We start from the raw sequence: 25,504 nt of genomic DNA, 5'->3' as shown, positions 1-25,504 counted from the left end.
CTCCCCTTGACCCGCGGCTATGCTAACACTGTGCCGGCGGCGGAAATCAGCCAGGTGGCGTGAGGCGTGACTCCCAGCGGTCGCGCAGGGCGTTGGCGCGGGAGCGTTGACTGGCGCTGGCACTGGCAGGATCCACCCGACGCAGTTGCGAGAGGCCCGCGCGCAGATCGCCCTGCACGGCGTAGTAGTGGGCCATGGCGAGCGCCGATTCCGCCGGGTCGGCGGCGGCGCTGGCCACTCGGGCATGCAGCTCCCAGATGCCTGGCGCCTTGGGATGTTCGTGGGTGAGGTTACGGGTCAGCGCGAGGGCCTTGCGCGCGCGGTCCTCGCGCAGCAACGCGTCGATACGGGTGACCTGCAGCCCGACGCTGTCGGGAAAGAGACTGAGCCCCGCATCGATCCGTCCCAGCGCGTCATCGACACGGTTCTCCGCCAGCGCCGCCTCGGCCAGCCCCAGGTAGAGCATCTCGTGCTCGCCCCGCGCCTCATCCAGGCCCTCGAAGATCGTCGTCGCCCGGGCGGGATCGCCACTGCGTACGAGCGCGGTGGCGAGCCCATAGCGATCGCCCGGCGTGGCCTCAGACGCGACCCGAGCCTGGAAGATGTTGCGCGCCTGATCCGGGTTGTCCGCCACGAGCACCGCCAGGCGCGCCCGCACATAGGCGAAATCCGGACTCTCGAATACGCGCTCGGGTTTCAGCTCGTCGGCCATGGCGCGGGCATCGGCGATGCGCGCCTGGGTGAGGGGATGGGTGCTGAGGAACGCCGGTGGCTGCGAGCGATAGCGGTTGTCATTGAGAAGGACCTGGAAGAATTCGGGCATGCCCATGGGGTCGAGTTCCGCACGGGAGAGGATGCGCATCCCCACGCGATCGGCCTCACGCTCGTGATCGCGGGAGTAGGCGAGCTGGCTGTCGATGCCGCTCGCCATGCCGGTGGTGGCGGCGGCCATGCCCGCCTGGGGGTTCTGGGAGCCGATGAGAAGCCCGGCCAGCACCAGGGCGGCGGTGCGCAGGCTGGTCTGCTCGGAGGCGGCAAGGCGCCGTGCGATATGCCGCTGGGTGACATGCGAGAGTTCATGGGCAATGACCGCCCCCAGCTCACTTTCGTCGCGAGCGGCGGTGATCAGTCCGCTATGCACGCCGACGTAGCCGCCGGGCATGGCGAAGGCATTGATACGTGGGTCATCGACCACGAAGAAACGGAATTCGGTGGCGGGCATGTCGCTGGCAACGGCGATGCGCGCCCCCAGATCACGGATGTAGGCGTTGATCGACGGGTCGGTGATCAGCTCCACTTCACCGCGGATCTCGCGCATCATCTCCTGGCCAATGCGCGCCTCCTCGCTGGGCGGCAGGACCTCGCTGGACGGGTCGCCGAGATCCGGCAGGGACAGGTCAAGCCCCTGCGCGCCGGCCAGTGCCGGGGCGAGGGCCAGCGCCAGCAACCCGGCGAGGCATGATTGGATGGGCGCAAATCGCGTCATGACAATCTTGTTGGACTCGTGGCAGCGCCGCCGCGTTCCCCTCCGGCCCCGTAGTATGGGAGAGTATAGCCCGCTTGCAGGAGGTTGCCGTGTCCACGCCCATGTATCCGATCCGTGAATGGATTCGCCGTCATCTGAGTGATCCACAGGTGGTGGGCCTGGCCGTTCTGCTGCTGGTCGGGCTGGCGGTGGTGACCTTCCTCGGCAGTATGCTGGTGCCGGTGTTCGCCTCTATCGTGCTCGCCTATCTGCTTGAGGGGCTGGTGCGCGCCCTGGTGCGCTATGGCGTCGGCCGTCGCATTGCGGTGGTGGGCGTTTATCTGGTGTTCATGGTCTGCCTGGCGGCGACGTTGTTGACGCTGCTGCCGACCATCGTCAATCAGGTCATCCAGCTCGTCGAGAATCTCCCGGCCATGCTCGAGCAGGGCCAGCGTGCACTCCTTCGCTTGCCGGAGCGCTATCCGGAGTATTTCTCCACCGATCAGGTCGCCGCGCTGCTGGATACCATCCGTCGCGAGGCCGTCGGCTACGTGCGCGCGCTGGCCTCGTCGTTCTCGCTGGCCTCGGTGGTGATGGTGATCACCCTGGTGGTCTATGCGGTGCTGCTGCCCGTGCTGATTTTCTTCTTCCTGTGGGACAAGTCGAAGATCCTCGGCTGGATGGGCCGTTTCCTGCCCCGCCACCACGGGCTGGTGGTGTCGGTCTGGCACGAGGTGGACCTGCAGATCGGCAACTATGTGCGGGGCAAGTTCGTCGAGGTGGTGATCGTCTGGTTCGGCAGCTACATGACCTTCCTTTTCCTGGGGCTGGAGTTCGCCATGCTCCTGGCGTTGCTGGTCGGGCTCTCGGTGATCATCCCCTACGTCGGCGCGATCGTGGTGACACTGCCCATCGCCATCGTCGCCTACTTCCAGTTCGGCGCGAGCAGCGAGTTCATGTGGGTGCTGATCGCCTACGCCATCATCCAGGCCATCGACGCCAATGTACTCGTACCGCTGCTCTTCTCCGAGGCAGTCAACCTGCACCCGGTGGCGATCATCATCGCCATCCTCGTCTTCGGCGGGATCTGGGGCTTCTGGGGCGTTTTCTTCGCCATCCCGCTCGCCAACCTCATTCAGGCCGTGATCAACGCCTGGCCGCGGGCCGCGCTGGATGAAGAAATGCTTGAAGAGGCCACCGACGACCCGGCGATCGCCGGTGTCAGCGAGGGGGCGGACGAGCGCTAGCGCCGGCTCAGCCGCCCTCGGCAAACATCATCAGAGCACGTCGCTGGCGTGGGCGGCAAGGCGGGAGCGCTCGCCGCGGGTGAGCGTGAGATGGGCGCCATGGGGCCAGTCCCGGAAGCGCCGGACCAGATAGGTGAGCCCGGAGGTGGTGGGGGTCAGCCACGGTGTGTCGATCTGCGCGATGTTGCCCAGGCAGACGATCTTGGTGCCGGGGCCGGCGCGGGTGATGAGGGTGCGCATCTGCTGCGGGGTGAGGTTCTGGGCCTCGTCCAGCACCATGTAGCGATTGAGCAGGGTGCGCCCGCGCATGAAGTTGAGCGAGCGGATGCGGATGCGGCTCTGGAGCAGATCCTGCGTGGCCGCCTGTCCCCAGCGGCTGCCGCCGCCGGCGCCGCTGGCCGGGGCGCTCAGGATCTCGAGGTTGTCCATCAGCGCCCCCATCCAGGGCGTCATCTTCTCCTCCTCGGTGCCCGGCAGATAGCCGATATCCTCGCCGATGGCGACCGTGGCCCGGGTCATGAGGATTTCGTCGTAGTGCTGCGCCTCGAGGGTCTGCGCGAGGCCCGCGGCGAGGGTGAGCAGCGTCTTGCCGGTGCCGGCCGGGCCGAGCAGCGTGACCAGGTCGACCGAGGGGTCCATGAGCAGGTTGAGCGCGAGGGCCTGCTGCTGGTTGCGGGCGTGAATGCCCCAGACCGACTCGCCGTCGGGCCCATAGTCGGTGACCGGGGTGAGCTGGAGCCGGCCCTCGGCATCGGGCTGCAGTCGCCATGCCGTCGTCTCCTGGACCAGGAACTCATTGGGCCGGGCGGCCAGCTCGTCGGCGGCGGTGGCCGGATCGGCCTGCGGGGCAATCGCATGAATGCCCCCGGGCAGCAGATCCGGGTCATCCAGCGGCGCCTCACTCTCGTGATCGGTGGCGTGCAGGCCGAGCACGCTCGCCTGGATGCGCAGATTGATGTCCCGGGCCACAACGGTGACGTGGACATCGGGATGGGTGCGCGTGAGGGTCTGGGCGGCGGCCAGCACCGGGGTGGGGTGCTCGGCATCGCCTTCGGTGAGAAAGTAGAGCCGGCCCAGGCCCTCGCCCAGCGGCAGGCCGCGCTCCAGTTCGCGTGGGGCGATGCCGGCCAGGCGCTCGTCGAGAAAGCGTGCCGCCTGCAGGGCATTGCGCGCCTCTTCGCTGTTGCCATGGCGCGCCGCGTCCAGGCCATGCAGTACCGCCAGCGGCAGGTAGATGTCCTGTTCGCCGAATCGGAACAGTGCGGCCGGGTCGTGCAGCAGCACCGAGGTGTCGAGCAGGCAGGCGCGGCGCATGCCGGGGCGCTAGGCCTTCTGCTTTTCAGCCAGTGCGTTGAGCACGGCCTCGGCATGACCCTCAACGCTCACCTTGCGCCATTCCTCGCGCAGCGTGCCCTCGGGGTCGATCAAAAAGGTGCTGCGCTCGATGCCGCGGGCGGGCTTGCCGAACATCACCTTATCCTTCATGACGCCGAAGAGGTTGCACACCGACTCGTCCTTGTCGCTCAGCAGCGGGAAGGGGAAGTCGTGCTTGGCGCGGAAGTTGGCGAGCGCCTTCGGCCCGTCGCGGGAGATGCCTACCACCTGCGCGTTCATGGCATTGAAGCGCGGGTCGAGATCGCGGAATGCCTCGCTCTCGACGGTGCAGCCCGGCGTGCTCGCCTTGGGGAAGAAGTAGAGCACCACCCAGCGGCCCTGCTGGTCGGCAAGCCGCCAGTTCTCACCGGTGTCGGTGGGGCGCTCGAAGTCGGGGACAGGCTGGTTCAGGGATAGATCGGTCATGGGATTACTGCCTCAGCGGTTCGATGATGGCGTCAAGGTTCAACTGGTCGCACAGGTCCATGAATTCCTCGCGCAGCCGGGCGATATGCAGCGCGGCGGAGACATCGATGGTCATCTGCACCTGGAACATCGGGGTGCCGGTGTGTGCGGCCGCATAGGTGCTGGTGGTCAGATCGCGGATGTTGATCTCGCGGCTGGCGAAGAAGTTGGCGAGCTGGTGGACGATGCCCGGATGGTCCACCGACACCACCTCGACGCTGTAGGGCAGCAGATTGGCGGCGGGGGCGCCCGGGTGGGTGCGTCGCGCCTGCACGCTGAGTCCCAGGCGGCGTCCGGCGGAGGGCAGGCCGGCCTCTAGCTTGGCCAGTTCGTTCCAGCGGCCTTCGACCAGCATGGCAATGGCGAAATCGCCGCCGAGCACGGTCATGCGGCTGTCCTCGATGCTGCAGCCGGTCTCCGAGATCAGTTGCGAGAGTTCATTGACCAGCCCCGGGCGATCCTCGCCCAGCGCGGAGATGACCAGGAAATTCTTCTGCATGACGCTGCCCGACGCTGTCTCGCTGACACCCCGTGAACAAGGGCCCGGAGTGTAGCACGGTGCCGATGGTACTCGGCTTGTCAGTCCCGTGGTGCAGGGCTAACATCCGCGCATTACCGCAGCTTAAGGGGATTTGGCGATGTTCCAGGGCAGCATGGTCGCAATGGTGACACCCATGCATGAGGACGGGGCCCTGGACGAGGCGGGTCTCGAGCGGCTGGTGGAATTTCATATCGCGAGCGGCACCGACGCCATCGTCGCGGTGGGCACGACCGGTGAGTCGGCCACCCTCGACCACGAAGAGCACTGCCATGTCATGCGCCGCACCGTGGAAATCGCCGCCGGTCGGATCACGGTGATGGGCGGCTGCGGGGCGAACTCCACCTGGGAGGCGCGGCAGCTTACCGAGTGCGCGCTGGAGGCGGGCTGCGAAGCGGCACTGCTGGTCACTCCGTATTACAACAAGCCCACCCAGGAAGGGCTCTACCAGCACTTCCGCCATGTCGCCGATGCCGTGCCGATGCCGCAGATCCTCTACAACGTGCCGGGGCGCACCGGCGTTGATCTGCTGCCGGAGACCGTCGATCGGCTGGCCGATACCGCGAACATCGTCGGCATCAAGGAGGCCTCGGGCAGTCTCGAGCGCGCCGAGGAGATCATCGAGCGCTGCGGCGACCGTATTGATGTCTACTGCGGCGAGGATGCCCGCAATCTGGCGCTGATGAACGCCGGCGCCAAGGGGTGCGTGTCGGTGACCGCCAATGTCGCCCCGGGGCTCATGCACCGGATGTGCGCCGCGGCGCTGGCCGGGGATCAGACCGAAGCCGAGGCACTGGACGCGCGCCTCGCGGCGCTGCATAACGCGCTCTTCCTCGAGACCAACCCGATCCCGGTGAAATGGGCGCTGCAGGAGATGGGCCTGATCGGGCCGGGCATGCGCCTGCCCATGACACCGCTCTCCGAGCAGTATCACGAGACCGTGCGGCAGGCCCTGAAGCTGGCGGACGCACTGTGAGGCATCTGGCTGTCATGACGCTGGCGGCGTTGCTCGCCGGCTGTAGCTGGATCGGTGGCGAGCCCACTGAGTCGGAGCGCCTTGCCGAGCGACTTGCCCAGCCGCCTGACGTCCTCTCCGATGCGCAGGTGAGATCCTCGTCGGACCGGAGCGGGACTGCGACCGGCGCCGATGGCGGTGATGTGGAGGTTGTCGGTGCGGCCGTCGAAACCGATCCCGAGTCGGCGTTGGCCTATGTCGATGGCCGCCCCGTTCTGGACCTGGGGCTGCCGCTCGAGGCGGGCTGGGCCATCGTGGGCCGGGCGCTGGATCGCAGCGGTTTCGAACTGGTGAGTTCCGAGCGGTCGGAGTACATCCACCTCATTCGCTACGACAGCGCGATCGTCGATGACGAGTCGGCGCGCGGAGACGGTGGCGGAGATGGTTTCCTCGGTTCACTGGCTTTCTGGCAGGACGATTCGCAGCCAGTACCGCGGGACTATCGCATCGCGGTGGTGGAGCGCGGCAAGGGCACGCGGGTGAGTGTGCAGACCCTCGAGGGTGAGCCGGCCCCCACGGGGCCCAGCCGCCAGGTCCTTGCCGTTCTGGCCGAACAACTGAAGCCCTGACGCCATGCTGATTTTCCTTGCCGATGCGCCCCGTGAACCGGTGCGTGACGCGCGCCTTTTGCAGCAGGCTCGGGTCGCGGAACCGGCCGCGGCGGCGATTCATGCGCGCACGATCTATTTTGTGGATCCGGAGCGCGCCCTGACCGCGACGGATCACACCCGCCTGTGCGCCCTGCTGGGGGCACATCCGCTGGATGAGAGCCGCGACGCCGACGGGCCGGCGCTGATCGTGGTCCCCCGGCTCGGTACCCTCTCGCCCTGGGCCAGCAAGGCCGGCGACATCGCCGATCACTGCGGGCTGACTTCGATCCGCCGGCTCGAGCGGGGCACGCTCTACACGCTCACCGACGCCGCTGGCGACGCGCTGGATCCGCGCGATCGACCGGCACTGGCGGCGGCCCTGCACGATCGCATGACCGAGTCGGTGCTGGGCGATCTGGACGAGGCCGAGGGGCTTTTCGCCGAGCATGCACCGCGCCCGCTGCGGACCATCGACCTGCTGGGCGGGGGCGCCGAGGCGCTGGGCGCGGCGGACACCGAGCTGGGGCTGGCGCTCTCGGATGACGAACGCGACTATCTGGTGGAGAACTACCAGACGCTCGGCCGTAATCCCACCGATGTCGAGCTGATGATGTTCGCCCAGGCCAACTCCGAGCACTGCCGGCACAAAATCTTCAATGCCGATTGGGTGATCGATGGCGAGTCGATGCCGGAATCGCTCTTCTCGATGATCCGCCACACCCATGCGAGCCGGCCCGAGGGCGTGCTGTCCGCCTACAGTGACAACGCCGCGGTGGTGGCCGGTGGCGAGGTGGATCGCTACTTCCCCGGCGCCGACGGCGTCTATCGGCATATCCGCGAGCCCGCCCATCTGGTGATGAAGGTGGAGACCCACAACCACCCGACGGCGATTTCGCCGTTCGCCGGCGCCGCCACCGGCGTGGGTGGCGAGATCCGTGACGAGGGAGCGACCGGGCGCGGCGCGCGGACCAAGGCCGGTCTGGCGGGGTTTTCCGTGTCCAACCTGCGCATTCCCGGCGCCGAGCAGCCCTGGGAGGTGGATCATGGCCGCCCGGGGCGGATGGCCTCGGCGCTGGAGATCATGCTCGACGGGCCGATTGGCGCCGCCCGTTACGGCAACGAGTTCGGCCGCCCCCAGCTCTGCGGTTATTTCCGCACCTACGAGCAGCGCGTGCCCGGCCCGCGTGGCGATGAGATCCGTGGCTATCACAAGCCGGTGATGATCGCCGGTGGCATGGGGGCGATCCGCCCGGGTCAGGTCGACAAGGGCATGGCACCGCCGGGATCGCCGCTGGTGGTGCTAGGCGGCCCGGCGATGCTCATCGGCCTCGGCGGCGGTGCGGCCTCGTCGGTGGCGAGCGGGCAGAGTGCCGAGGCGCTGGATTTTGCCTCCGTGCAGCGCAGCAACCCTGAGATGGAGCGTCGCTGCCAGGAGGTGATCGATGCCTGCTGGCGGCTCGGCGATGACAACCCGATTATCGCTATCCACGATGTCGGCGCCGGCGGGCTCTCCAATGCCCTGCCCGAGCTGCTCGACGACTCCGACCGCGGCGGGCGCATGGAACTGCGCACCATCCCCTGCGCGGAGGCGGGGCTCTCGCCGCTGGAGATCTGGTGCAACGAGGCCCAGGAGCGCTACGTCCTGGCCCTGGATGGCGAGCGGCTCGAGGCCTTCCAGGCGCTCTGCGAGCGCGAGCGGGCGCCCTTCGCCGTGGTCGGGGAGGCCAGCGAGGAGCGCGATCTGATCCTTGGCGATGGCGAGTTCGACAACTACCCGGTCAACATCCCCATGGACCTGCTCCTCGGCAAGCCGCCGAAGATGCGCCGCGAGGTCGAGCACGTCGCGCCGCCGCGCCAGCCGCTGGGGCTGCTCAGGGTGAGCCTGGCCGAGGCGGCGCAACGGGTGCTTCGCCTGCCCACCGTGGCCAGCAAGGAATTCCTGATCACCATTGCCGACCGCACGGTCACCGGGCTCACCGCCCGCGATCAGATGGTCGGGCGCTGGCAGGTGCCGGTGGCCGACTACGGCATGACCCTGGGGGATTACAGCGGCTACCGCGGTGAGGCGATGGCCATGGGCGAGCGCAGTCCCGTGGCGCTGCTGGATGCCCCCGCTTCCGGTCGCATGGCGATCGGCGAGGCGCTGACCAATCTCATGGGCGCGCCGGTGGGCCGCCTGCGCGAGGTGAACCTGTCGGCGAACTGGATGGCCGCCTGCAATCATCCCGGCGAGGATGCCCGTCTCTACGACACCGTGGCGGCCGTTGGCCGCGCGCTCTGCCCCGAGCTTGGCATCGCCATTCCAGTGGGCAAGGACTCGCTGTCGATGAAAACGGTCTGGGCCGCGGACGGCGAGGAACGGGCGGTGATCTCGCCGCTCACCCTGGTGGTCTCGGCCTTCGCGCCGGTGGCGGATGCGCGCCTTGGCGTGACGCCCGAGCTGGTGGCCGATCCGGGCAGTCACCTGTACCTGCTGGATCTGGGTGGGGGCCGACGCCTCGGTGGCTCGGCGCTGGCGCAGGTCTATGGCCAGCTCGGTGACGAGGCGCCCGACCTGGATGACCCGGCGGCGTTCCGCGTCGGCTTCGATACGGTGCAGGCACTGCTCGAGGGCGGACGCCTCGCGGCATTGCATGATGTCTCTGATGGCGGGCTGCTGGTGACCCTTGCCGAGATGGGCTTCGCCAGTCGCTGCGGACTGGCCGTGGACTGCTCCGGGCTGGCGGATGATCCGCTCGCTGCCGCCTTCGCCGAGGAGCTCGGCGTGGTGCTGCAGGTGGCTGAAGCCGACCGCGAGGCGGTTGAGGCCGCCTTTGACAGGGCCGGCATCGGCAATCGTCTGCATCGCATTGGCCGGCCCACCGAGGGCGCGCATCTGGTCATCCGCCATCACGGCGCGGTGGTGTTCGACGAGCCGCTGGGCGCGCTGGAGCAGGTCTGGCACGAGACAAGCCACCATCTCCAGGCACTGCGTGACGATCCTGACTGCGCCGACGAGGCCCATGCCGCCATCGCCGATCGCGAGGACCCCGGGCTGCGCGCCGAGCTCTCCTTCGACCCGGCGGAGGACGTGGTGGCGCCGCTCATCAACACCGGGGTCCGGCCGCGGGTGGCCGTGCTGCGCGAGCAGGGGGTCAACAGCCATATCGAGATGGCGGCGGCCTTCGAGCGCGCCGGCTTCGAGCCGCTGGATCTGCATACCACCGATCTGATGGCTGACCCCTTGCGGCTGCAGGACTGCCAGGCGCTGGCGGCCTGCGGCGGCTTCTCCTACGGTGACGTGCTCGGCGCGGGTCAGGGCTGGGCGCGGACGATTCTGTTCAACCCCACGCTGCGCGAGGCCTTTGAGGGCTTTTTCGCCCGCCCCGACACCCTGGCGCTGGGTGTCTGCAATGGCTGTCAGATGCTCTCGGCGCTGCGCGAGATCATCCCCGGCACCAGCCTTTGGCCGGATTTTCATGCCAACCGGTCACGGCAGTACGAGGCCCGCCTCTCGCAGGTGGAGGTGCTGCCCTCGCGCTCGCTCATGCTGGGCGACATGGCCGGTTCACGCCTGCCCATCGTCGTCGCCCATGGTGAGGGGCGGGCGGTGTTCGCCGCCGATGGTGGGCCGCGCAAGGCCATGGCGGCGGATCTGGTCGGGCTGCGCTATATCGACGGCGGCGACGAGCCCGCGGCGCACTACCCGGCCAACCCCAACGGCTCGCCACTGGGCGTGACGGGCCTGTGCAACGAGGACGGCCGGGTGACCATCATGATGCCGCACCCCGAGCGGGTCTTCCGCACCATCCAGCATGCCTGGTCCCCGGCGGAGTGGGGCGAGGACGCCCCCTGGATGCGCCTGTTCCGTAACGCCCGCCGCGCGCTCGGCTGACGAGCGAGTGGCGGAATCAGTGGCACGATGCGCGTTTCTAAAATCATTAAACTGTTCAATTATTTGCTATTTCGAACGCGGTCGTGTCGCGACCCTCACCGGCTTTCGTGACCGCAAGGGCCGTGAGGTCCTTTATCGTCTGCTGGAAATGGGGCTTCTCGTCTCGGATACGCCGCGCGGCAAGGTCAGGCTGAGCTTTCCGACGGATGCGGCCGAACAATGGTTCCCCAGGCTCTATCCCGCGGCGACGGGTGCTTGATCCGCCGCCGAACTCCGGCCATCGTTGGGGGTCTGATCAGCCAAGTGAATGAACGCAGAGGGAAGTCGGATGCTCATCAAACGACGCCGGGCAAGTGATGTGCGCCCTTCCGAGATCACGCCGGAGTCGCTCTACCGCGACCGCCGGCGTTTCCTGCGCACCTCGGCGCTGGCCGCGGCCGGCACCCTGCTGGCGCCGGCCTGGAGTGTGGCGAAGCCCATGGAAGATCTCGAGCCGCTTGGCGATCTGCCCGGCAGCGATTTCAGCACCGATGAGTCGCTGAACACCTACGAGGAGATCACCACCTACAACAACTTCTACGAGTTCGGCTCCGGCAAGGAGGATCCGATGCGCCTCGCGCCGGGTCGCCTGGCGCATCGCCCCTGGACGGTCACGGTCAGCGGGGAGGCCGAGAATACCGGTGAGTTTGGCCTCGAGGATTTCCTGAGCGGGCTGACCGTGGAGGAGCGCATCTACCGGCTGCGCTGCGTGGAGGCCTGGTCCATGGTGATTCCCTGGGCGGGTGTGCCGCTCGCTGAGGTGATCCGCCGCGCCAATCCGACCTCGCGGGCGAAGTACGTGAAGTTCTACACGAAGTACGATCCGCAGATCTTTCCGGCCCAGCGCGCACGGGGGATGAGCTTTCTCGCGAGCATCGACTGGCCCTACACCGAGGGCCTGCGCATGGATGAGGCGATGAACCCCCTGACGATCCTCGCGACGGGGCTCTACGGCAAGGAGATGCCTTCGCAGAACGGCGCGCCGATCCGGCTTGTGGTGCCGTGGAAGTACGGGTTCAAGAGCATCAAGTCGATCGTGCGCATTCACTTCCAGGAGACGGAGCCGGCGACCACCTGGAACCTGCTCGCCCCCAACGAGTACGGCTTCTACGCCAACGTGAACCCGAACGTGAATCACCCGCGCTGGAGCCAGGCCCGTGAGCGTCGCATCGGCGAGTTCTTCAAGCAGGATACGCTGATGTTCAACGGCTATCAGGAGGAGGTGGCCGACCTCTACGCGGGCATGGATCTGCGCAAGTACTATTGAGCAGCGTCCGCGCTTCCAATGGCTGGCTGGCGGCGGTGGCACCGGCGCTAGTCCGTCCGCCTTCGAAAGGCTGGATGCGGTTCATCCGGCTCGCCCTGTTTGCGGTGTGCGCCCTCCCGGCCGCTCTGCTCATCAGCGGCCTTTTGCGCGGTGATCTGGGCGTCAATCCCGTCGAGACGCTGCTCAACCAGTCCGGCCTGTGGGCGCTGCGCTTTCTTGTGCTCACGCTCGCGGTCACGCCCCTGCGTTGGCTGACCGGCGCCGCCTGGGTGATCCGGCTGCGTCGCCAGGTCGGGCTCTGGGCGTTTTTCTACGCGGCCTCGCATTTCCTGTCTATGCGCTCTTCGAGCACAGTCTGGTGCTCTCGACGATTCTCGCCGACATCGCGGATCGCCCGTTCATCCTGGTGGGCATGAGCGCGCTCCTGCTCATGCTGCCACTGGCGCTGACCTCGACTCAGGGCTGGATCCGACGGCTCGGGCGTAACTGGAAGCGCCTGCATTGGCTGGTCTACCCTGCGGCGGTCCTGGGGCTGGTGCATTTTTTCTGGATCATTCGCGCCAACCGCTGGACCGAGCCGCTGATCTACGCGGGCCTGGTGGCGGTTTTTCTGGCATGGCGGGTCTGGCGACGGCGGCCGCAGAGGGCAGGCTAAACGAGCCCTCTGGATCCCACCCAGTGGCGTGCGAACTGCCACGCCACGCGACCACTCCGCGAGCCGCGTTCGAGGGCAAAGCGCAGCGCGTCGGCCCGCCAGTCCGACATCGGTGGGGCGGGTGGTGCCTGCAGCTCGCCAATCCAGGCCGCGCAGATATCGAGATAGCGTTGCTGATCGAAGGGCTGGAAGGAGAGCCACAGGCCGAACCGCTCGGACAGTGAGATCTTCTCTTCCACCGCCTCGCCGGGATGGATTTCGCCGTCGACCATGCGTACCTGTTCATTCTCCGAGAAGTATTCCGGCAGAAGATGGCGGCGGTTGGAAGTGGCGTAGATCAGCAGATTGTCGGGTGGCGCCGCGATGGAGCCGTCCAGGGCCGCCTTGAGCGCCTTGTAGCTCGGGTCATCGGCCTCGAAGGAGAGGTCGTCGCAGAACAGGATGAAGCGCTCCGGGCGTTGGGCCACCGCGGCGATGATGCGCGGCAGCTCCACCAGATACTGCGGCTCGACCTCGATCAGTCGCAGTCCCTCGGCGGCGTATTCATTCAGTAGCGCCTTGACGAGCGATGACTTGCCCGTGCCGCGGGCACCGGAGAGGAGCACATTATTGGCGGGCAGACCCGCCAGGAACTGCCGGGTGTTGAGGTCGGCCGCATCGCGCTGGCGCCCGATATGCTGCAGGGCGTCCAGGCGGATCGGGTGGGTGTTTGGCACGGGCTCCAGCCCGCCGCCATTGGCGCCATGGATCCAGCGCGCGGCGTGGCTGCGTTCCCAGTCGATCCCGGCGGGCGTTGGCGGGAGGAGCAACTCCACCCGATCGAGCAGGCTGTCCAGGCGGTCGGCGATTCTCTCGAGGTCATTCATCCGGCCTATGTTAGCCTCTCGCCATGGAAAAGGCAGCGGGCAACCTGGAGCGCGTCTTTACGGTCGCCGACCCGCTCATCGCCGGCCATATCGAATCCATCCTCAGCGAGCGCGGGATCCATTGCTTTGTCCGCAACCGCCATCTGGTGGGCGGTGCCGGCGAGATCCCGCCGCTGGAGGCCTGGCCTGAGATCTGGGTGGATGCCGACGATGCGGCGGTGGCGCGGCGCCTGATTGATGAGGTGGTCGAGCCCGCCGGGCCGGCGCCGGCGCCGTGGGTCTGTCCGGGCTGTGGCGAGACCATTGAGGGGCAGTTTGCCCAGTGCTGGCGCTGCGGGGAGTATCCGGATTGATCCAGCTAAGCAACATCACGCTCCGCCGCGGTCCCGATCCGCTGCTCGAGGACGCCAGGCTCACGGTGCATGCGGGCAGCAAGCTGGGCCTGGTGGGGGCCAACGGCACCGGCAAGAGCACCCTCTTCGCCCTGTTGCGCGGGGAGCTCACGGTGGATGCCGGCGAGGTCTCGATGCCGGCGGACTGGCGGCTGGCCTGGATGGCGCAGGAGACGCCCGGACTGCCGAGGCCCGCGATCGAGTTCGTGCTCGACGGGGATGAGCGCCTGCGCGCCGCCGAGGCGGAGGTGGAGGCGGCACAGGAGAGTGGTGAGGGCGAGCGCATCGCCCATGCCCATGCCGATCTGGAGTCGGCGGGTGGCTATGATGCCCGGGCCCGGGCCGGCGCGCTGCTCCATGGTCTGGGCTTTGAGTCGGCGGTGCAGACACAGCCCGTGGCGGCCTTCTCCGGTGGCTGGCGGGTGCGGCTCAATCTGGCACGGGCGCTGATGGCGCCCTCCGATCTGCTGCTGCTCGATGAGCCGACCAACCACCTGGATCTGGAGACGGTGCTCTGGCTCGAGCAGTGGCTTCAGGCCTATCAGGGCACGCTCATTCTCATCGCCCATGACCGGGATTTCCTCGATAACGTGGCCGAGGGGATCGTGCACATCGAGCACCGCCGGCTGCATCACTACAACGGCGGCTACAGCGCCTTCGAGCGCCAGCGCGCCGAGCGTCTTGCCCAGCAGCAGGCGCTCTACGAGCGCCAGCAGCGTGAGATTGCCCATATGGAGCGGTTCATCGACCGCTTTCGCGCCAAGGCCACCAAGGCCCGGGCCGCGCAGAGCCGGATCAAGGCGCTTGAGCGCATGGAGCGGGTGGCCCCGGCCCATGTCGACTCGCCCTTCTACTTCGACTTTCCCGCGGCGCCGGCCGCCGGTAATCCGCTGATCGGCTTCGAGGACCTCAGCCTGGGTTATGGCGACACGCCGATCCTCGCCGGGCTGCGTCAGACGCTGGCGCCCGGCGATCGCATCGGTCTGCTGGGGCGTAACGGTGCCGGCAAGTCGACGCTGATCCGGGTCCTTGCCGGTGATCTGGCGCCGCTCGATGGGCGTATTCAGCAGGCGCGGAACCTGCGGGTGGGCTACTTCGCCCAGCACCAGCTCGAGCAGCTCGACCCGCAGGCGAGTCCCGTGCTGCACCTCCAGCGCATCAGCCCCGATGCCGAGCCGCAGCGGCTGCGGGACTTCCTCGGCGGCTTCGACTTCAACGGCGATCAGGCGCTGGATCCGGTCGCGCCGTTCTCCGGCGGTGAGAAGGCGCGGCTGGTCCTGGCCATGCTGGTCTGGCAGGCGCCCAACCTGCTGCTCCTCGATGAGCCCACCAACCATCTCGATCTGGAGATGCGCCACGCCCTCAATCTGGCCTTGCAGGGCTTCGAGGGTGCCGTGGTGGTGGTCTCCCATGACCGCTACCTGCTCGAGAGCACGGTGGCCGATTACTGGCTGGTGGCCGGCGGGGGCGTCACTGCCTTCAAGGGTGACCTCGATGACTATCGGCGCTGGCTGGCGCGGGACGAGCGCGAGACCCGTCGTGCCGCGCGGGAAGCCGGCCAGGCGGCCGCGAGCGGGGAGGACAGCTCAGCGCCGGCAACGGCTCCGGCCGAGCCGCCAGCGGTCAGTCAATCGCGTGACGAGCGACGTGCCCGGCGTCAGGCGGTGGCACAGGCCAAGGCGGCGCTGCGGCCGCTGGAGAAACGCGTCCGGGCCGCTGAGGCGCGGATCGAGAAGCTGGATGCGGCGCTGGGGGAGGTCGAGACCCGGCTCGCCGATCCGGCGCTGTATGCCGACTCGGCCAATGACGCCCTCAATGATCTGCTGCGCGAGCAGGGGCGTTTGCGTCGTGACAAGGCCGATGCCGAGACCGAGTGGATGGAGGCTGAAGAGGCGCTGGAAACCGCCCGCGGTGAGGCCGAGTCCGGCGCCGGGCAGAGCGCCTGATCGCGCCCGCTTCGCGTCGCCAGCGCAGGGCTCGGGCCGCTTTGCCTTCCGTCGCCGGGCTGCGTATTCTCAAACACTGCCCAATCCACAGTTATCCAGCGGAGTGTTGGACATGAGAATAAACGGCAAGCTAGCGGGCGCGGTGGGCGCCCTGTCCCTGGTCATGGCCGCGGGTGCTGCTGAGGCGGAGCTGCGCATCGGTGCGCTGCTGCCCCTCACCGGCGATCTGCAGGCCTATGGTGAGAGTTCGCGCAACGGCATCGAACTGGCCGCCAGCGAGATCAACGCCGAGGGCGGTGTCATGGGTCAGGAGGTGGTCATCGAGATCGCCGATACCCAGACCGAGCCGCAGGCCGGTGTCGATGCCGCCCAGCGGCTGGTGTCCGTGCAGAATGTCTCGGCGATCGTCGGCGCGCTCTCCAGCGGCGTGACGATTCCCGTGGCGAGCAGTGTCACTTCCGTGGAGGGCGTGCCGCAGATCTCCGGTGCCTCCACCTCCCCGGTGATGACCACGCTCGAGGATGATGACTTCCTGTTCCGCACCACGCCGTCGGATGCCTTCCAGGGCACCGCGCTCGCCTCGATCGCGGCGGACGAGGGAGTTGACAGCGTTGCCATCCTCTACATCAACAACGACTATGGCGAAGGCCTTGCCGATGCCTTCACCGAGGCCTTTGAATCGGCCGGTGGCAGCGTGGTCGGCCGCACCGGCTACGAGCCGGGCATGGCCTCCTACCGGGGTGAGCTCAGCCAGGTCTCCGATGGCGAATCGCCGCTGCTGCTGATCGGTTATCCGGAGAACGGCCAGACCATCCTGCGTCAGGCGCTGGAAGGGGGCTACTTCAGCCAGTTCATGTTCACCGACGGCATGAAGTCGCCGCAGATCGTCGAAAACCTCGGCGCGCAGTTCCTGAACGGCAGTTTCGGCACGGTGCCGGAGGCCCGTGATGACACGGACGCGGCCCAGCATTTCCGCAGCGCCTATGAGGCGAGCTATGGCGAGCTGCCGCCGGTGCCCTACATCGACACCGCCTACGACGCGGTCTACACCATCGCGCTGGCGGCCCTGGTGGCGAACAGCACCGACCCGGTGGCGATCCGCGACCATCTGCGCGCGGTCAATGACCCCGAGGGCATGGTTGTCGGGCCGGGTCAGTTTGACGTGGCCGTGGAGCTCGTCAACGCGGGTGAGCCGATCAACTACCAGGGTGCTTCCGGCAGCGTCGACTACGACGCCAACGGAGATGTCGCCGGCACCTTTGGCCATTGGGTCATCGAAGATGGCGAGTATGTGACCGTGGAGGTCTTCGAGCCGTCCATGTAAGACGCCAATGGCCGCCGGCTTCGCCTTGGGTGCAGTCGGCGGTATCGGGCTTGCTGCGACCGCGCCATCACGGACTCATCGCCTCTACGTGGCCTAAAGTCGGCGATGAGTCCATGATGGCGCGGTCGTTGTGCCCGTTGCCGATTCAGTAGCTGATCTGTCAGCGAGTGACCGCCGGCTTCAGGTCGCGCGGAGGCTGTCGCTCCCGGTCGGCGTGGTCGTGAGGGGAAGGGCCGATCCGTCAGGGATTGTCCGCCGACCTTAGGCCACGTGGAGGAGGTCAATCCCTGACGGAGTGGCCCTTTCCCACACTCGCGCCACGCTCGCCCGGCATCGGTGGCCGCTTCTCGGGCAGAAGTCCCTGCGGCCGGCTGACCAGGATGATCTGTAGCAGGATGCCGATGAGGAACACGCGGAAGGCGCTCTCGCTGCCGATCAGCGCCGTGGGTACCAGACCGGCGAGCATCTCGGTGGACGACCAGATCAGCCAGACCACCAGGGCGCCGAGCATGGCGCCGAGATTGTTGCCGCTGCCGCCGGCGATCAGCATGACCCAGACCAGGAAGGTGCCGTAGAGCGGGCGGAAGGCCTCGGGGCTGACAAAGCCGACGAAGTGGGCATAGAGCCCGCCGCCCAGCGCCATGATGCAGGATCCCACCACGAAGGCCTGCAGCCGGAAACGCGCGATGTCCTTGCCGGCCGCCGCGGTGGCGGGTTCGTTGTCGCGGATGGCCCGCAGGACCCGGCCCCAGGGCGAGCGCCGGGCGATTTCCACCGCCAGCCAGGTCAGTCCCACGAAGGCCGCGACCACGATCAGGTAACCGCCATTGCCAACGCCGAACGGCTTCTGGATGCCCGGGATGCCGCGGGTGCCGTTGCTGAGCCACCCCTCGTTGAGGAAGAACAGCCGGATGATCTCGGCGATACCGATGGTGGCGATGGCGAGGTAATCGGTACGCAGTCGCGCGGTGATGCGCCCGACCGCCCAGGCGATTGGCAGGCAGACCAGCACCGAGCCGACGAGCCCGACCAGGAAGGGCAGGTTGAACCCGCCCAGCCAGTTGTCCGAAGGGCCAGTGGTGAGAATGGCCGTGGTATAGGCGCCGACGGCAAAGAACCCCGCGATGCCGATATTGAACTGCCCGGTCATGCCCCATTGCATGTTCAGCCCCAGCGCCATGATGGCGTAGATGCCCACCAGATTGAGGAAGAAGAGGGCGTAGGCGCCCAGTCCAGCAAGTTCCATTACACCGACCCCTTGATGATCCCCTGCGGCCGGAAGATCAGCGTGACCACCATGATCGCGAAGGCCACCGCCGGTTTGTACGAGCCGGGGATGATGAGCGTGGAGAGCTCCATCGCGCAGCCGATCACCAGCCCGCCGAGAATGGCGCCGTAGGGCCGGCCGATGCCGCCGAGGATGGTGGCCGCGAAGATCGGCAGCAGCAGGGTCCAGCCCATGACCGGATGCAGCCGCGTATCCATGCCGAGGAACACGCCGGCCGCCGCGGCCAGCGCGCCGCCGATGACCCAGGTCCACATGATCACCCGATCGGCGGGGATGCCGGTGACCAGGGCCAGGTTCATGTTGTCGCTCATCGCCCGCATGGCCTTGCCCATCTTCGTGCGGGTGAGGAACAGATGCACGCCGATCACCAGCACGGTGGCGGCGATGAAGATCAGCAGGTGATCGGGTTTGAGCGTGAGCGGCCCGATGCGCCAGGGGAGCTGGATGCCCGTCTGGTAGACCTGGTTGCTGCTGCCCCAGACCATCTGGATGAACGAGCGCAGGACCAGGGCGGTGGCGAACGAGGCGATCAGCAGGATGACCGGCTGCACCCGGCGGATGCGGCGGTAGACCACCTGGTCGATGCCCACGGCAAGCCCCGCGGTGAGGAGCATGGCCACGGGCAGGGCGGCGAGCACCGGCAGGTTGAACACGGTCACCACCGTCAGCGCGAAATAGGCGCCGATGGCCATCAGATCGCCGTGGGCGAAGTGCGCGAAGCGCAGCACACCGAAGATCATGGTCGCCCCGACGGCGCCCAGCGCCAGAATACTGCCGAGCAGGATGCCGTTGATGAGGAGCTGGATGAACTCGATCATTGCCTGTTATCCGCCCAGGAACATTTCTGCCACCTCGGGGTTGGCGAGGAGGGCGGGGCCGGTGTCTTCGTAGCGATTCTCGCCGGTGGCGAGCACGTAGCCGCGGTCGGCGGCGGCCAGCGCCTGGCGGGCGTTCTGCTCGACCATGAGCACGCCGATGCCGAGCTGGTTGATGCCCTTGATGCGCTCGAAGGTCTCGTCGATGAGCCGTGGCGCGAGCCCCGCGGTCGGCTCATCGAGCATCAGCAGGTGCGGGTCGACCATAAGCGCCCGGCCCATGGCCACCATCTGCCGCTCGCCGCCGGACATCACGCCCGCCTGCTGATGGCGCCGCTCCTTGAGCCGCGGGAAGATCTCGAAGATCTTCTCCATGCGCGGGCGATGATCGCCGCTCAGCGCATAGGCGCCTAGCTCGAGGTTCTCCAGCACGCTGAGCGACGGAAACACGTTGGACTCCTGCGGGACGTAGGCAATGCCGCGGGTGACCATGCGCTCCGGCGGGCGGTTGGTGATGTCCTCGCCCATGTACTCCACGCGCCCCTCGCGGATTGGCACGAGGCCGAACACCGCCTTCATGGCGGTGGATTTGCCGGCGCCGTTGGGGCCGACGATGACCACGATTTCGTCGGCTTCCACCCGCAGATTGGTGCCGCGGAGGATGTCCACACCGCCGTAGCCCGCGTAAAGGCCGCTTGCTTGTAGAAGACTCATGCCTCAGGCCGCTCCAATGCCGCCGCTGGTGCCGGTGCCCAGATAGGCTTCCCGCACCTGCGGATTCTCGCGCAGCGTGGCCATGTCGCCCTGGGCGATCAGCTCGCCGTTGGCCATCACCATGACCGGGTCGCAGAGCCGGGCGATCAGGTCCATGTCGTGCTCGATGACACAGAAGGTATAGCCGCGCTCGCGGTTGAGCCGCTCGATGGCCTCGGCGAGTTTGCCGAGCAGTGTGCGGTTGACCCCGGCGCCGGGCTCGTCGAGCAGAACGGCCTTGGCGTCGGTCATCATGGTTCGGCCCAGGTCGAGGAGTTTCTTCTGGCCGCCGGAGAGGTTGCCGGCCAGTTCATCGCGCAGATGGCTGATCTCGAGGAACTCCAGCACCTCATCGGCCTGGCGCAGGATTGCACGGTCCTCCCGGACGACGCTCCACCACTGCAGCCAGCTCCGCAGCAGGCTCTCGCCCGCCTGGCGGGCGGGGACGATCATGAGGTTCTCGCGCACGGTCATGCGCGAGAACTCGTGCGGGATCTGGAAGGTGCGCACCAGCCCCTTGTGGAAGAGCGCGTGGGTGGGCAGGCCGGTGATGTCCTCGCCCTGCAGCCGAATACGGCCGCTGTCCGGGGGAAGGGCGCCGGCGACCATGCCGAACAGCGTCGACTTGCCGGCGCCGTTGGGGCCGATCAGCCCCGTGATGCTGCCCTCGGCCACCGTGAAAGAGACCTCACGGACCGCCTGCAGGCCACCGAATGCCCGGGAAATCCGCTCGATTTCGATCACGTTGTCGCCCCCCGCTGTTGGCTGATCCTACTCGTGCACGTGGCCGTGCTCGATTTCCTCGTCCGAGGCCTCGCGCACGTCGGAGACCTTGACCTTGAAGTTCAGCGTCTGCCCGGCGAGCGGATGGTTGGCGTCCACCGTCACGCTGTCACCGCTGACGGCGGCCACGGTCACCACCTGGGTGCCCGACTGGGTCTGAGCCTGGAAGCGCATGCCCGTCTCGACGTTGTCGACACCCTCGAACATGCTGCGCGGGACATCCTGCTGCAGGCGGTCGTCACGCTCACCGTAGGCCTCCTCCGGGGGGATGCTCACATCCAGATCATCGCCGGTGGTCTTGCCCTCGAGGGCCTTTTCGAGGCCGGGGATGATATTGCCGGCACCATGCAGATACTGCAGTGGCTGGCCGTCCGGCGATGCGTCGAGCACCTCGCCCTCGGTGTCGCGCAGGGTGTAGTCGATGGCAACCACCGCGTTCTTTTCGATCTGCATGAAGACCTCTGAGTCGATTATGTGTGACCGCGTAGTGTAAACGTCCGGTTTGTGCCGAACAAACGCGTCTGGCTGGCCATTCACTGCCTTGGGGGATAGGCTCTGCCGTCTATCTTTTCAGGGAGATGCATGGCTGATGGCAGCGGCGGATCAAATCGGCTTGAGCGGACCGGCAGCGCATGGCCGCGGCCTGGCGATTGCGCTGGGTGCCGTGCTGCTGATCAGTTTCGATGCGCTGATGGTGCGCCTCGCGGATGCGCCGCACTGGGATATCGTGTTCTGGCGCGGCTGGCTGATCTGCCTGTCACTCGGGGCATGGATGCTGGTCAGCGGCAAGCGCTTGAGGCTTCCCCCGGGGCGACGTGATCGCTGGCTTATCGCCGCCTCAGTGGTGCTGCTCTCGGGCAACACGACGCTGTTCGTGCTCTCGGTGACTCACACAGCGGCGGCCAACACCGTGGTGATCCTCGCCGCTTCGCCATTTTTCGCCGCGCTGTTCTCGCGGATCTTCCTGCGCGAGCAGGTGCCCCTGCGCACCTGGGCGGCCATCGCGCTCGCCGTCATCGGCGTGGTGGTGGTGTTCGGGGGCGGGCTGCAGGGAGGCTCGGTGCTGGGCGACAGCCTGGCGCTGCTGCTGGCGATGACCGTCGGCGCGCAATTAACGATCCTGCGCCGCTTCCCCGCGGTCCCGCGGCTGCCGCTGGTCTGCGTCAGCGGGGCGATTGCCGGCACCATGGCCATTCCTTTCGCCGATCCATTCAGTCTCTCGGTGTCGAGCTATGCAGTGATCGGCGTGATGGGCCTGTTTCAGATGCCATTGGCCACTGTGTTGCTCACCGTTGCGACGCGCTATCTGCCCTCGCCGGAGGTCAGCCTCTGCCTGCTCATCGAGACCATCCTCGGCCCGATCTGGGTCTGGTGGTTGCTCGGCGAGGCGGTGCCGAGCCTGACATTGGCAGGCGGCGCGCTCATCCTGACCACTGTGACCGTGCATGCCTCGCTGGCCCTGCGGGCCGAGCGACAGGCCTGGCCCGTTTAACCCAAGGAGTGACCTGGATGACCGATCGACCGGGATCCGGCGCGATCCGGCCGCCGCTTGCCATGCGCCGGCCAATCACTGATACCCGCCACGGCGTGACGCGTACCGACCCCTACGCCTGGCTGCGTGATGCCCACTGGCGCGATGCCATGGTCGACCCGGAGCGCCTGGATCCGGCGATTCGCGACTACCTCGAGGCGGAGAACCGCTACGCTGAATCGGTGATGAACCCGCTCGAGCCGCTGCGCCAGTCGCTGGTCACCGAGCTGCGGGGCCGCATCCGCGAGGATGACAGCAGCGTGCCAGCACCGGAGGGCCCCTGGGCCTACTACTCGCGCTACCGCGAGGGCGGTCAGCACCCGCTGCTGTGTCGGCATCCACGGGATGGCGGGGAAGAGCAGGTCCTGTTCGACGGCGATAGCGAGGCGGCCGGTACTGAGTACTTCCGGCTCGGCGGTGCGGCGCATAGCCCCGATCATCGCTATCTCGCCTGGGCCAGTGATCGCTCCGGCGCGGAGGCATTCTCGATCCGGGTTCGTGACCTTGCCACCGGCGACGATCTGCACGAGGTCATCCATCCGGCCCGGGGCGATATGGCCTGGGCCAATGACGGCGAGAGCTTTCTCTACACCGTGATCGATGACGAGCATCGGCCCCGCTGGGTCTATCGCCATCGCGTTGGCATGCCGGCCGAGTCGGATGAGCTGGTCTATACCGAGCGGGATCCCGGCTTCTTTCTGGGCGTGGATCGCACGGAGAGCGGGCGCTATCTGTTGATCGACAGCCACGACCACACCACCTCGGAGGTGCGCTGGCTGCCGGCCGACGATCCGACCGCCGAGCCGCGGCTCATCGCCGAGCGCGAGCGGGATGTGGAGTACTCGGTGAGTGACCATGGCGATGACTGGTTCATCCTCACCAACGCCGGTGGCGCGGAGGATTTCTGCATTGCCCGCGCGCCGATCGGCGCCACCGGGCGCGATGCCTGGGTGCCGCTGGTTGCCCATCGTCCGGGCCGGCTCATCGAGGGGATGGTGGTGTTCGCCGACTGGCTGGTCCGCCAGGAGCTGGAGGATGCCGAGTCGCGCATCGTCATCCGCCGCCTCGATGCCGGCGAGGAACATGTCATCGAACAGCCCGACCCCTGTATCGAGGTGGGTGTGATGCCCGGGCTTGAGTACGACACCGATACGCTGCGCTTTGCCATGAGCGGGTTCGCCCGGCCTGCCCAGGTGTTCGACTACGACATGCGCCGTCGCGAGCGGACGCTGCGCAAGACCCAGGAGGTCCCATCCGGACACGATCCCGAGTCCTATGTCACGCGGCGTCTGATGGCGACGGCGCCGGATGGGGAGTCGGTACCGATCTCCCTGTTCCACCACCGCGACGTGGCACCCGATGCCGATACGCCCCTGCTGCTCTATGGCTACGGTGCTTATGGCATCAGCGAGCTGCCCGGATTCAGCCCCAACCGGCTATCGCTGGTGGACCGGGGCTTTGTCTATGCCATCGCCCATGTGCGCGGGGGACGCGAGCGGGGTTATCGCTGGTATCGGGAGGGGCGACAGGCGGCGAAGCGCAATACCTTCAGCGACTATATCGCCTGTGCCGAGGCACTTATTGAGGCGGGTTACACCGGCGTCGGGCGCATTGCCGCGCATGGCGGCAGTGCCGGCGGCATGCTGGTCGGCGCCGTGCTCAATCTGCGCCCGGAGCTGTTCCAGGCCGCGGTGGCGGATGTGCCGTTTGTGGATGTACTCAACACCATGCTCGATCCGGATCTGCCGCTGACGCCACCGGAGTGGCCCGAATGGGGCAATCCCATCGAGGATCCCGCGGCCTACGCCGGGATCGCCGCCTACTCACCCTATGACAATGTGGCGCCACGGCCGTACCCGCATCTGCTGGTCACCGCCGGGGTCTCCGACCCGCGGGTGACCTACTGGGAGCCCGCGAAGTGGGTGGCGCGCCTGCGCAGCGAGGGTGAACCATCGGGGACGGTGCTGCTGCATACCAACATGAGCGCCGGCCATGGCGGTCCGGGCGGGCGATTCCAGTTTCTCGAGGAGGTCGCCTACCGCTACGCCTTCTTGATCTACCACATGAGATCGTCGGGGACCGGGTGATCGGCATAGGCGTCGTCCTCGTCGCCGGCGTCGCTGTCCGCGGCGGTCCAGGCGATGAGGAATGGCGCCCGGCTGCGGACCTTCTCGACAATATCCCCCGGGATGAGCCGGTAACGTCCCCGCGTTCGGGCGATGGCAAGCTTGCCACTGGCGAGTTCACGGCGCTGGGCGGCGCTGACATGGATGGGACGGATGCGGCCATTATGGCTGAACTGAAAGCGCTCCTCGCCATCGTGGGCGATCTCGCTGTCGATCACCATCTGCCGCGCCGCCTTTTCGTCGGCCTCCTGCTTGCGCTCCTCCTGGCGCCGGGCGTTGAGCGTGCGATCGCGCGCGCGTCGGTCGGCCTCGCGCCGGGCAGCCGCCTCGCTGGCGGCGCTCTGTTCGGCGTCGGCCTCGCCGCGCCGGCGCTTCTTGCGCTTGCTGCTGCGGGTTTTCTTGACCGATTGTTCGTCGATAAGACCCGCCTTGAGCATTTGATCGCGAAGGCTGTCACTCATCTCGGCTGCCTTCAGTACGGCTCGTCGAGGACCTGCTGGCGAAGCTGGTCATACTCGGTCTGGTTGATCAGGCCCCGGTCGAGCAGGGCGTCGAGCTCCTCAAGCCGGGAGGTGAGCGTATCGGCGGGACTCATCCCGCTATCCGCCTGACGGGTTGCCGTCAGCTCGGCAAAGCCCACGCCGTCGAGGCGAAAGAATCCATCCAGACAGGATCCGCGCTCGTCGATGCTGCCGGAACCGGTCAGGCGTATATAATCCGCTCCGTTATTGGCAGCGCGCCGGCGCAGCAGTTCAAGTGCCTCTTGCCGGGCCTCCTCGACACTGCTGCTTGAGTTGCAGTTGGCGCGGGCGATCCCGCGATGTCTGCCCGTGCTCCTGGCATCAAAATCGGGTGGTTCCGTACCGATGACGACTTCGCTCGCTTCCGTTGGTACGGCCTGGGCCGAACCGGCAGTCCCCAGACCCAGGTTCGCCGTGGACAGGTCCAGGTTGGCTCCGCAGCCCGTGAGCAGCAACAGGCAAGCGCAATTAATGAATACGGTACGGGCGGTCATCGGCGACTCCGGTCGGTATGAGTTCGTTAACCCGCGAAGTATTGCTGATGAGGGCGGCGATTGGCCAGCCTGCTATGGCCAAAACCGGACTCAAAGGGTACGGTTTGAGCGTTGAATCGAGTGATTTCCTTTCATC

25 protein-coding genes are annotated in these 25,504 nt (G+C 67.2%); 13 read left to right on the top strand and 12 right to left on the bottom strand.

The genetic code is table 11. The features are described 5' to 3' along the window. Positions 1-46 precede the first annotated feature (46 nt). Positions 47-1,486: a M48 family metalloprotease gene (locus V6X30_RS06325; protein WP_367983777.1), complete on the bottom strand. Its 1,440-nt coding sequence runs from the start codon at positions 1,484-1,486 to the stop codon at positions 47-49. Between the two features lie 101 nt (positions 1,487-1,587). Between V6X30_RS06325 and V6X30_RS06320 the strand changes: the two genes are divergently transcribed. Beyond that, positions 1,588-2,712, top strand: coding sequence for an AI-2E family transporter (locus V6X30_RS06320; protein WP_367984552.1), 1,125 nt, complete (start codon positions 1,588-1,590; stop codon positions 2,710-2,712). A 30-nt stretch (positions 2,713-2,742) separates the two neighbouring features. On the opposite strand, the gene V6X30_RS06315 is transcribed toward V6X30_RS06320, so the two are convergent. The 3 genes from V6X30_RS06315 to V6X30_RS06305 are packed head-to-tail and all read right to left on the bottom strand — an operon-like array spanning position 2,743 to position 5,050. Beyond that, on the bottom strand, positions 2,743-4,026 hold the full coding sequence (locus tag V6X30_RS06315; protein WP_367983776.1) for a PhoH family protein: 1,284 nt from the start codon (positions 4,024-4,026) through the stop codon (positions 2,743-2,745). Between the two features lie 9 nt (positions 4,027-4,035). Then, positions 4,036-4,512, bottom strand: coding sequence for a peroxiredoxin (locus V6X30_RS06310; protein WP_367983775.1), 477 nt, complete (start codon positions 4,510-4,512; stop codon positions 4,036-4,038). A 4-nt stretch (positions 4,513-4,516) separates the two neighbouring features. Beyond that, entirely contained in the window at positions 4,517-5,050 is a 534-nt protein-coding gene (locus V6X30_RS06305) for a glycine cleavage system protein R (RefSeq protein ID WP_367983774.1), read from the bottom strand. Positions 5,051-5,189: 139 nt separating this feature from the next. Here V6X30_RS06305 and dapA point away from each other — a divergent pair, with 139 nt between their 5' ends. The 7 genes from dapA (at position 5,190) to V6X30_RS06270 (ending at position 12,529) form a co-directional block, all read left to right on the top strand. Next, a complete protein-coding gene (gene dapA, locus V6X30_RS06300; protein ID WP_367983773.1) occupies positions 5,190-6,065 on the top strand; it encodes a 4-hydroxy-tetrahydrodipicolinate synthase in 876 nt (291 codons plus the stop codon). Then, positions 6,062-6,673 carry a hypothetical protein gene (locus V6X30_RS06295; RefSeq protein ID WP_367983772.1) on the top strand — a complete coding sequence of 204 codons (612 nt, stop codon included), beginning with the start codon at positions 6,062-6,064 and terminating at the stop codon, positions 6,671-6,673. Before dapA ends, V6X30_RS06295 begins: the two co-directional genes overlap by 4 nt. A gap of 4 nt (positions 6,674-6,677) precedes the next feature. Continuing rightward, positions 6,678-10,568 (top strand): phosphoribosylformylglycinamidine synthase, encoded by a 3,891-nt coding sequence (gene purL, locus V6X30_RS06290; RefSeq protein ID WP_367983771.1) that lies wholly within the window; start codon positions 6,678-6,680, stop codon positions 10,566-10,568. A 7-nt stretch (positions 10,569-10,575) separates the two neighbouring features. Then, complete coding sequence (locus tag V6X30_RS06285) at positions 10,576-10,827, top strand: hypothetical protein (RefSeq protein ID WP_367983769.1); 252 nt, start codon at positions 10,576-10,578, stop codon at positions 10,825-10,827. A 69-nt stretch (positions 10,828-10,896) separates the two neighbouring features. Then, complete coding sequence (msrP, locus tag V6X30_RS06280) at positions 10,897-11,874, top strand: protein-methionine-sulfoxide reductase catalytic subunit MsrP (RefSeq protein ID WP_367983768.1); 978 nt, start codon at positions 10,897-10,899, stop codon at positions 11,872-11,874. Next, complete coding sequence (locus tag V6X30_RS06275) at positions 11,871-12,290, top strand: hypothetical protein (protein WP_367983767.1); 420 nt, start codon at positions 11,871-11,873, stop codon at positions 12,288-12,290. The genes msrP and V6X30_RS06275 overlap by 4 nt, the downstream gene beginning before the upstream one ends. Next, positions 12,233-12,529, top strand: a complete 297-nt coding sequence (locus V6X30_RS06270; protein WP_367983766.1) for a ferric reductase-like transmembrane domain-containing protein — start codon at positions 12,233-12,235, stop codon at positions 12,527-12,529. The genes V6X30_RS06275 and V6X30_RS06270 overlap by 58 nt, the downstream gene beginning before the upstream one ends. On the opposite strand, the gene V6X30_RS06265 is transcribed toward V6X30_RS06270, so the two are convergent. Then, on the bottom strand, positions 12,526-13,395 hold the full coding sequence (locus V6X30_RS06265) for an ATP-binding protein (RefSeq protein WP_367983765.1): 870 nt from the start codon (positions 13,393-13,395) through the stop codon (positions 12,526-12,528). The genes V6X30_RS06270 and V6X30_RS06265 overlap by 4 nt on opposite strands. Before the next feature lie 23 nt (positions 13,396-13,418). Here V6X30_RS06265 and V6X30_RS06260 point away from each other — a divergent pair, with 23 nt between their 5' ends. The 3 genes from V6X30_RS06260 (at position 13,419) to V6X30_RS06250 (ending at position 17,057) form a co-directional block, all read left to right on the top strand. After that, positions 13,419-13,748 (top strand): putative signal transducing protein, encoded by a 330-nt coding sequence (locus tag V6X30_RS06260; protein ID WP_367983764.1) that lies wholly within the window; start codon positions 13,419-13,421, stop codon positions 13,746-13,748. After that, positions 13,745-15,733 (top strand): ATP-binding cassette domain-containing protein, encoded by a 1,989-nt coding sequence (locus V6X30_RS06255; protein WP_367983763.1) that lies wholly within the window; start codon positions 13,745-13,747, stop codon positions 15,731-15,733. Before V6X30_RS06260 ends, V6X30_RS06255 begins: the two co-directional genes overlap by 4 nt. 112 nt (positions 15,734-15,845) lie before the next feature. Further along, positions 15,846-17,057: an ABC transporter substrate-binding protein gene (locus V6X30_RS06250; RefSeq protein WP_367983762.1), complete on the top strand. Its 1,212-nt coding sequence runs from the start codon at positions 15,846-15,848 to the stop codon at positions 17,055-17,057. Positions 17,058-17,337: 280 nt separating this feature from the next. On the opposite strand, the gene V6X30_RS06245 is transcribed toward V6X30_RS06250, so the two are convergent. From V6X30_RS06245 to V6X30_RS06225, 5 genes are read right to left on the bottom strand one after another with little or no spacing between them, the layout of a single operon-like run. Beyond that, on the bottom strand, positions 17,338-18,303 hold the full coding sequence (locus tag V6X30_RS06245; RefSeq protein WP_367983761.1) for a branched-chain amino acid ABC transporter permease: 966 nt from the start codon (positions 18,301-18,303) through the stop codon (positions 17,338-17,340). Continuing rightward, positions 18,303-19,163: a branched-chain amino acid ABC transporter permease gene (locus tag V6X30_RS06240; protein WP_367967123.1), complete on the bottom strand. Its 861-nt coding sequence runs from the start codon at positions 19,161-19,163 to the stop codon at positions 18,303-18,305. Before V6X30_RS06240 ends, V6X30_RS06245 begins: the two co-directional genes overlap by 1 nt. Before the next feature lie 6 nt (positions 19,164-19,169). Then, positions 19,170-19,874, bottom strand: coding sequence for an ABC transporter ATP-binding protein (locus tag V6X30_RS06235; protein ID WP_367983760.1), 705 nt, complete (start codon positions 19,872-19,874; stop codon positions 19,170-19,172). 3 nt (positions 19,875-19,877) lie between these two features. Beyond that, positions 19,878-20,657, bottom strand: coding sequence for an ABC transporter ATP-binding protein (locus tag V6X30_RS06230; RefSeq protein WP_367983759.1), 780 nt, complete (start codon positions 20,655-20,657; stop codon positions 19,878-19,880). A 27-nt stretch (positions 20,658-20,684) separates the two neighbouring features. Continuing rightward, entirely contained in the window at positions 20,685-21,149 is a 465-nt protein-coding gene (locus V6X30_RS06225) for an FKBP-type peptidyl-prolyl cis-trans isomerase (RefSeq protein WP_367983758.1), read from the bottom strand. Positions 21,150-21,285: 136 nt separating this feature from the next. Between V6X30_RS06225 and V6X30_RS06220 the strand changes: the two genes are divergently transcribed. Together V6X30_RS06220 and V6X30_RS06215 are read left to right on the top strand one after the other, a co-directional pair. Further along, positions 21,286-22,188, top strand: coding sequence for a DMT family transporter (locus V6X30_RS06220; protein ID WP_367983757.1), 903 nt, complete (start codon positions 21,286-21,288; stop codon positions 22,186-22,188). 17 nt (positions 22,189-22,205) lie between these two features. Further along, positions 22,206-24,314 carry a S9 family peptidase gene (locus V6X30_RS06215; RefSeq protein ID WP_367983756.1) on the top strand — a complete coding sequence of 703 codons (2,109 nt, stop codon included), beginning with the start codon at positions 22,206-22,208 and terminating at the stop codon, positions 24,312-24,314. Here the strand turns inward: V6X30_RS06215 and V6X30_RS06210 are convergent. After that, on the bottom strand, positions 24,284-24,814 hold the full coding sequence (locus tag V6X30_RS06210; RefSeq protein ID WP_367983755.1) for a DUF2058 domain-containing protein: 531 nt from the start codon (positions 24,812-24,814) through the stop codon (positions 24,284-24,286). The two genes, V6X30_RS06215 and V6X30_RS06210, sit on opposite strands and share 31 nt — an antisense overlap. Positions 24,815-24,825: 11 nt before the next feature. Continuing rightward, positions 24,826-25,368: an SHOCT domain-containing protein gene (locus tag V6X30_RS06205; RefSeq protein ID WP_367983754.1), complete on the bottom strand. Its 543-nt coding sequence runs from the start codon at positions 25,366-25,368 to the stop codon at positions 24,826-24,828. Between the last annotated feature and the right edge of the window lie 136 nt (positions 25,369-25,504).

It is taken from the genome of Spiribacter sp. 1M189 (assembly GCF_040838345.1).
In the GTDB taxonomy this organism is placed as follows: domain Bacteria; phylum Pseudomonadota; class Gammaproteobacteria; order Nitrococcales; family Nitrococcaceae; genus Spiribacter; species Spiribacter insolitus.
This window is presented reverse-complemented; position numbering and strand designations above follow the sequence as displayed.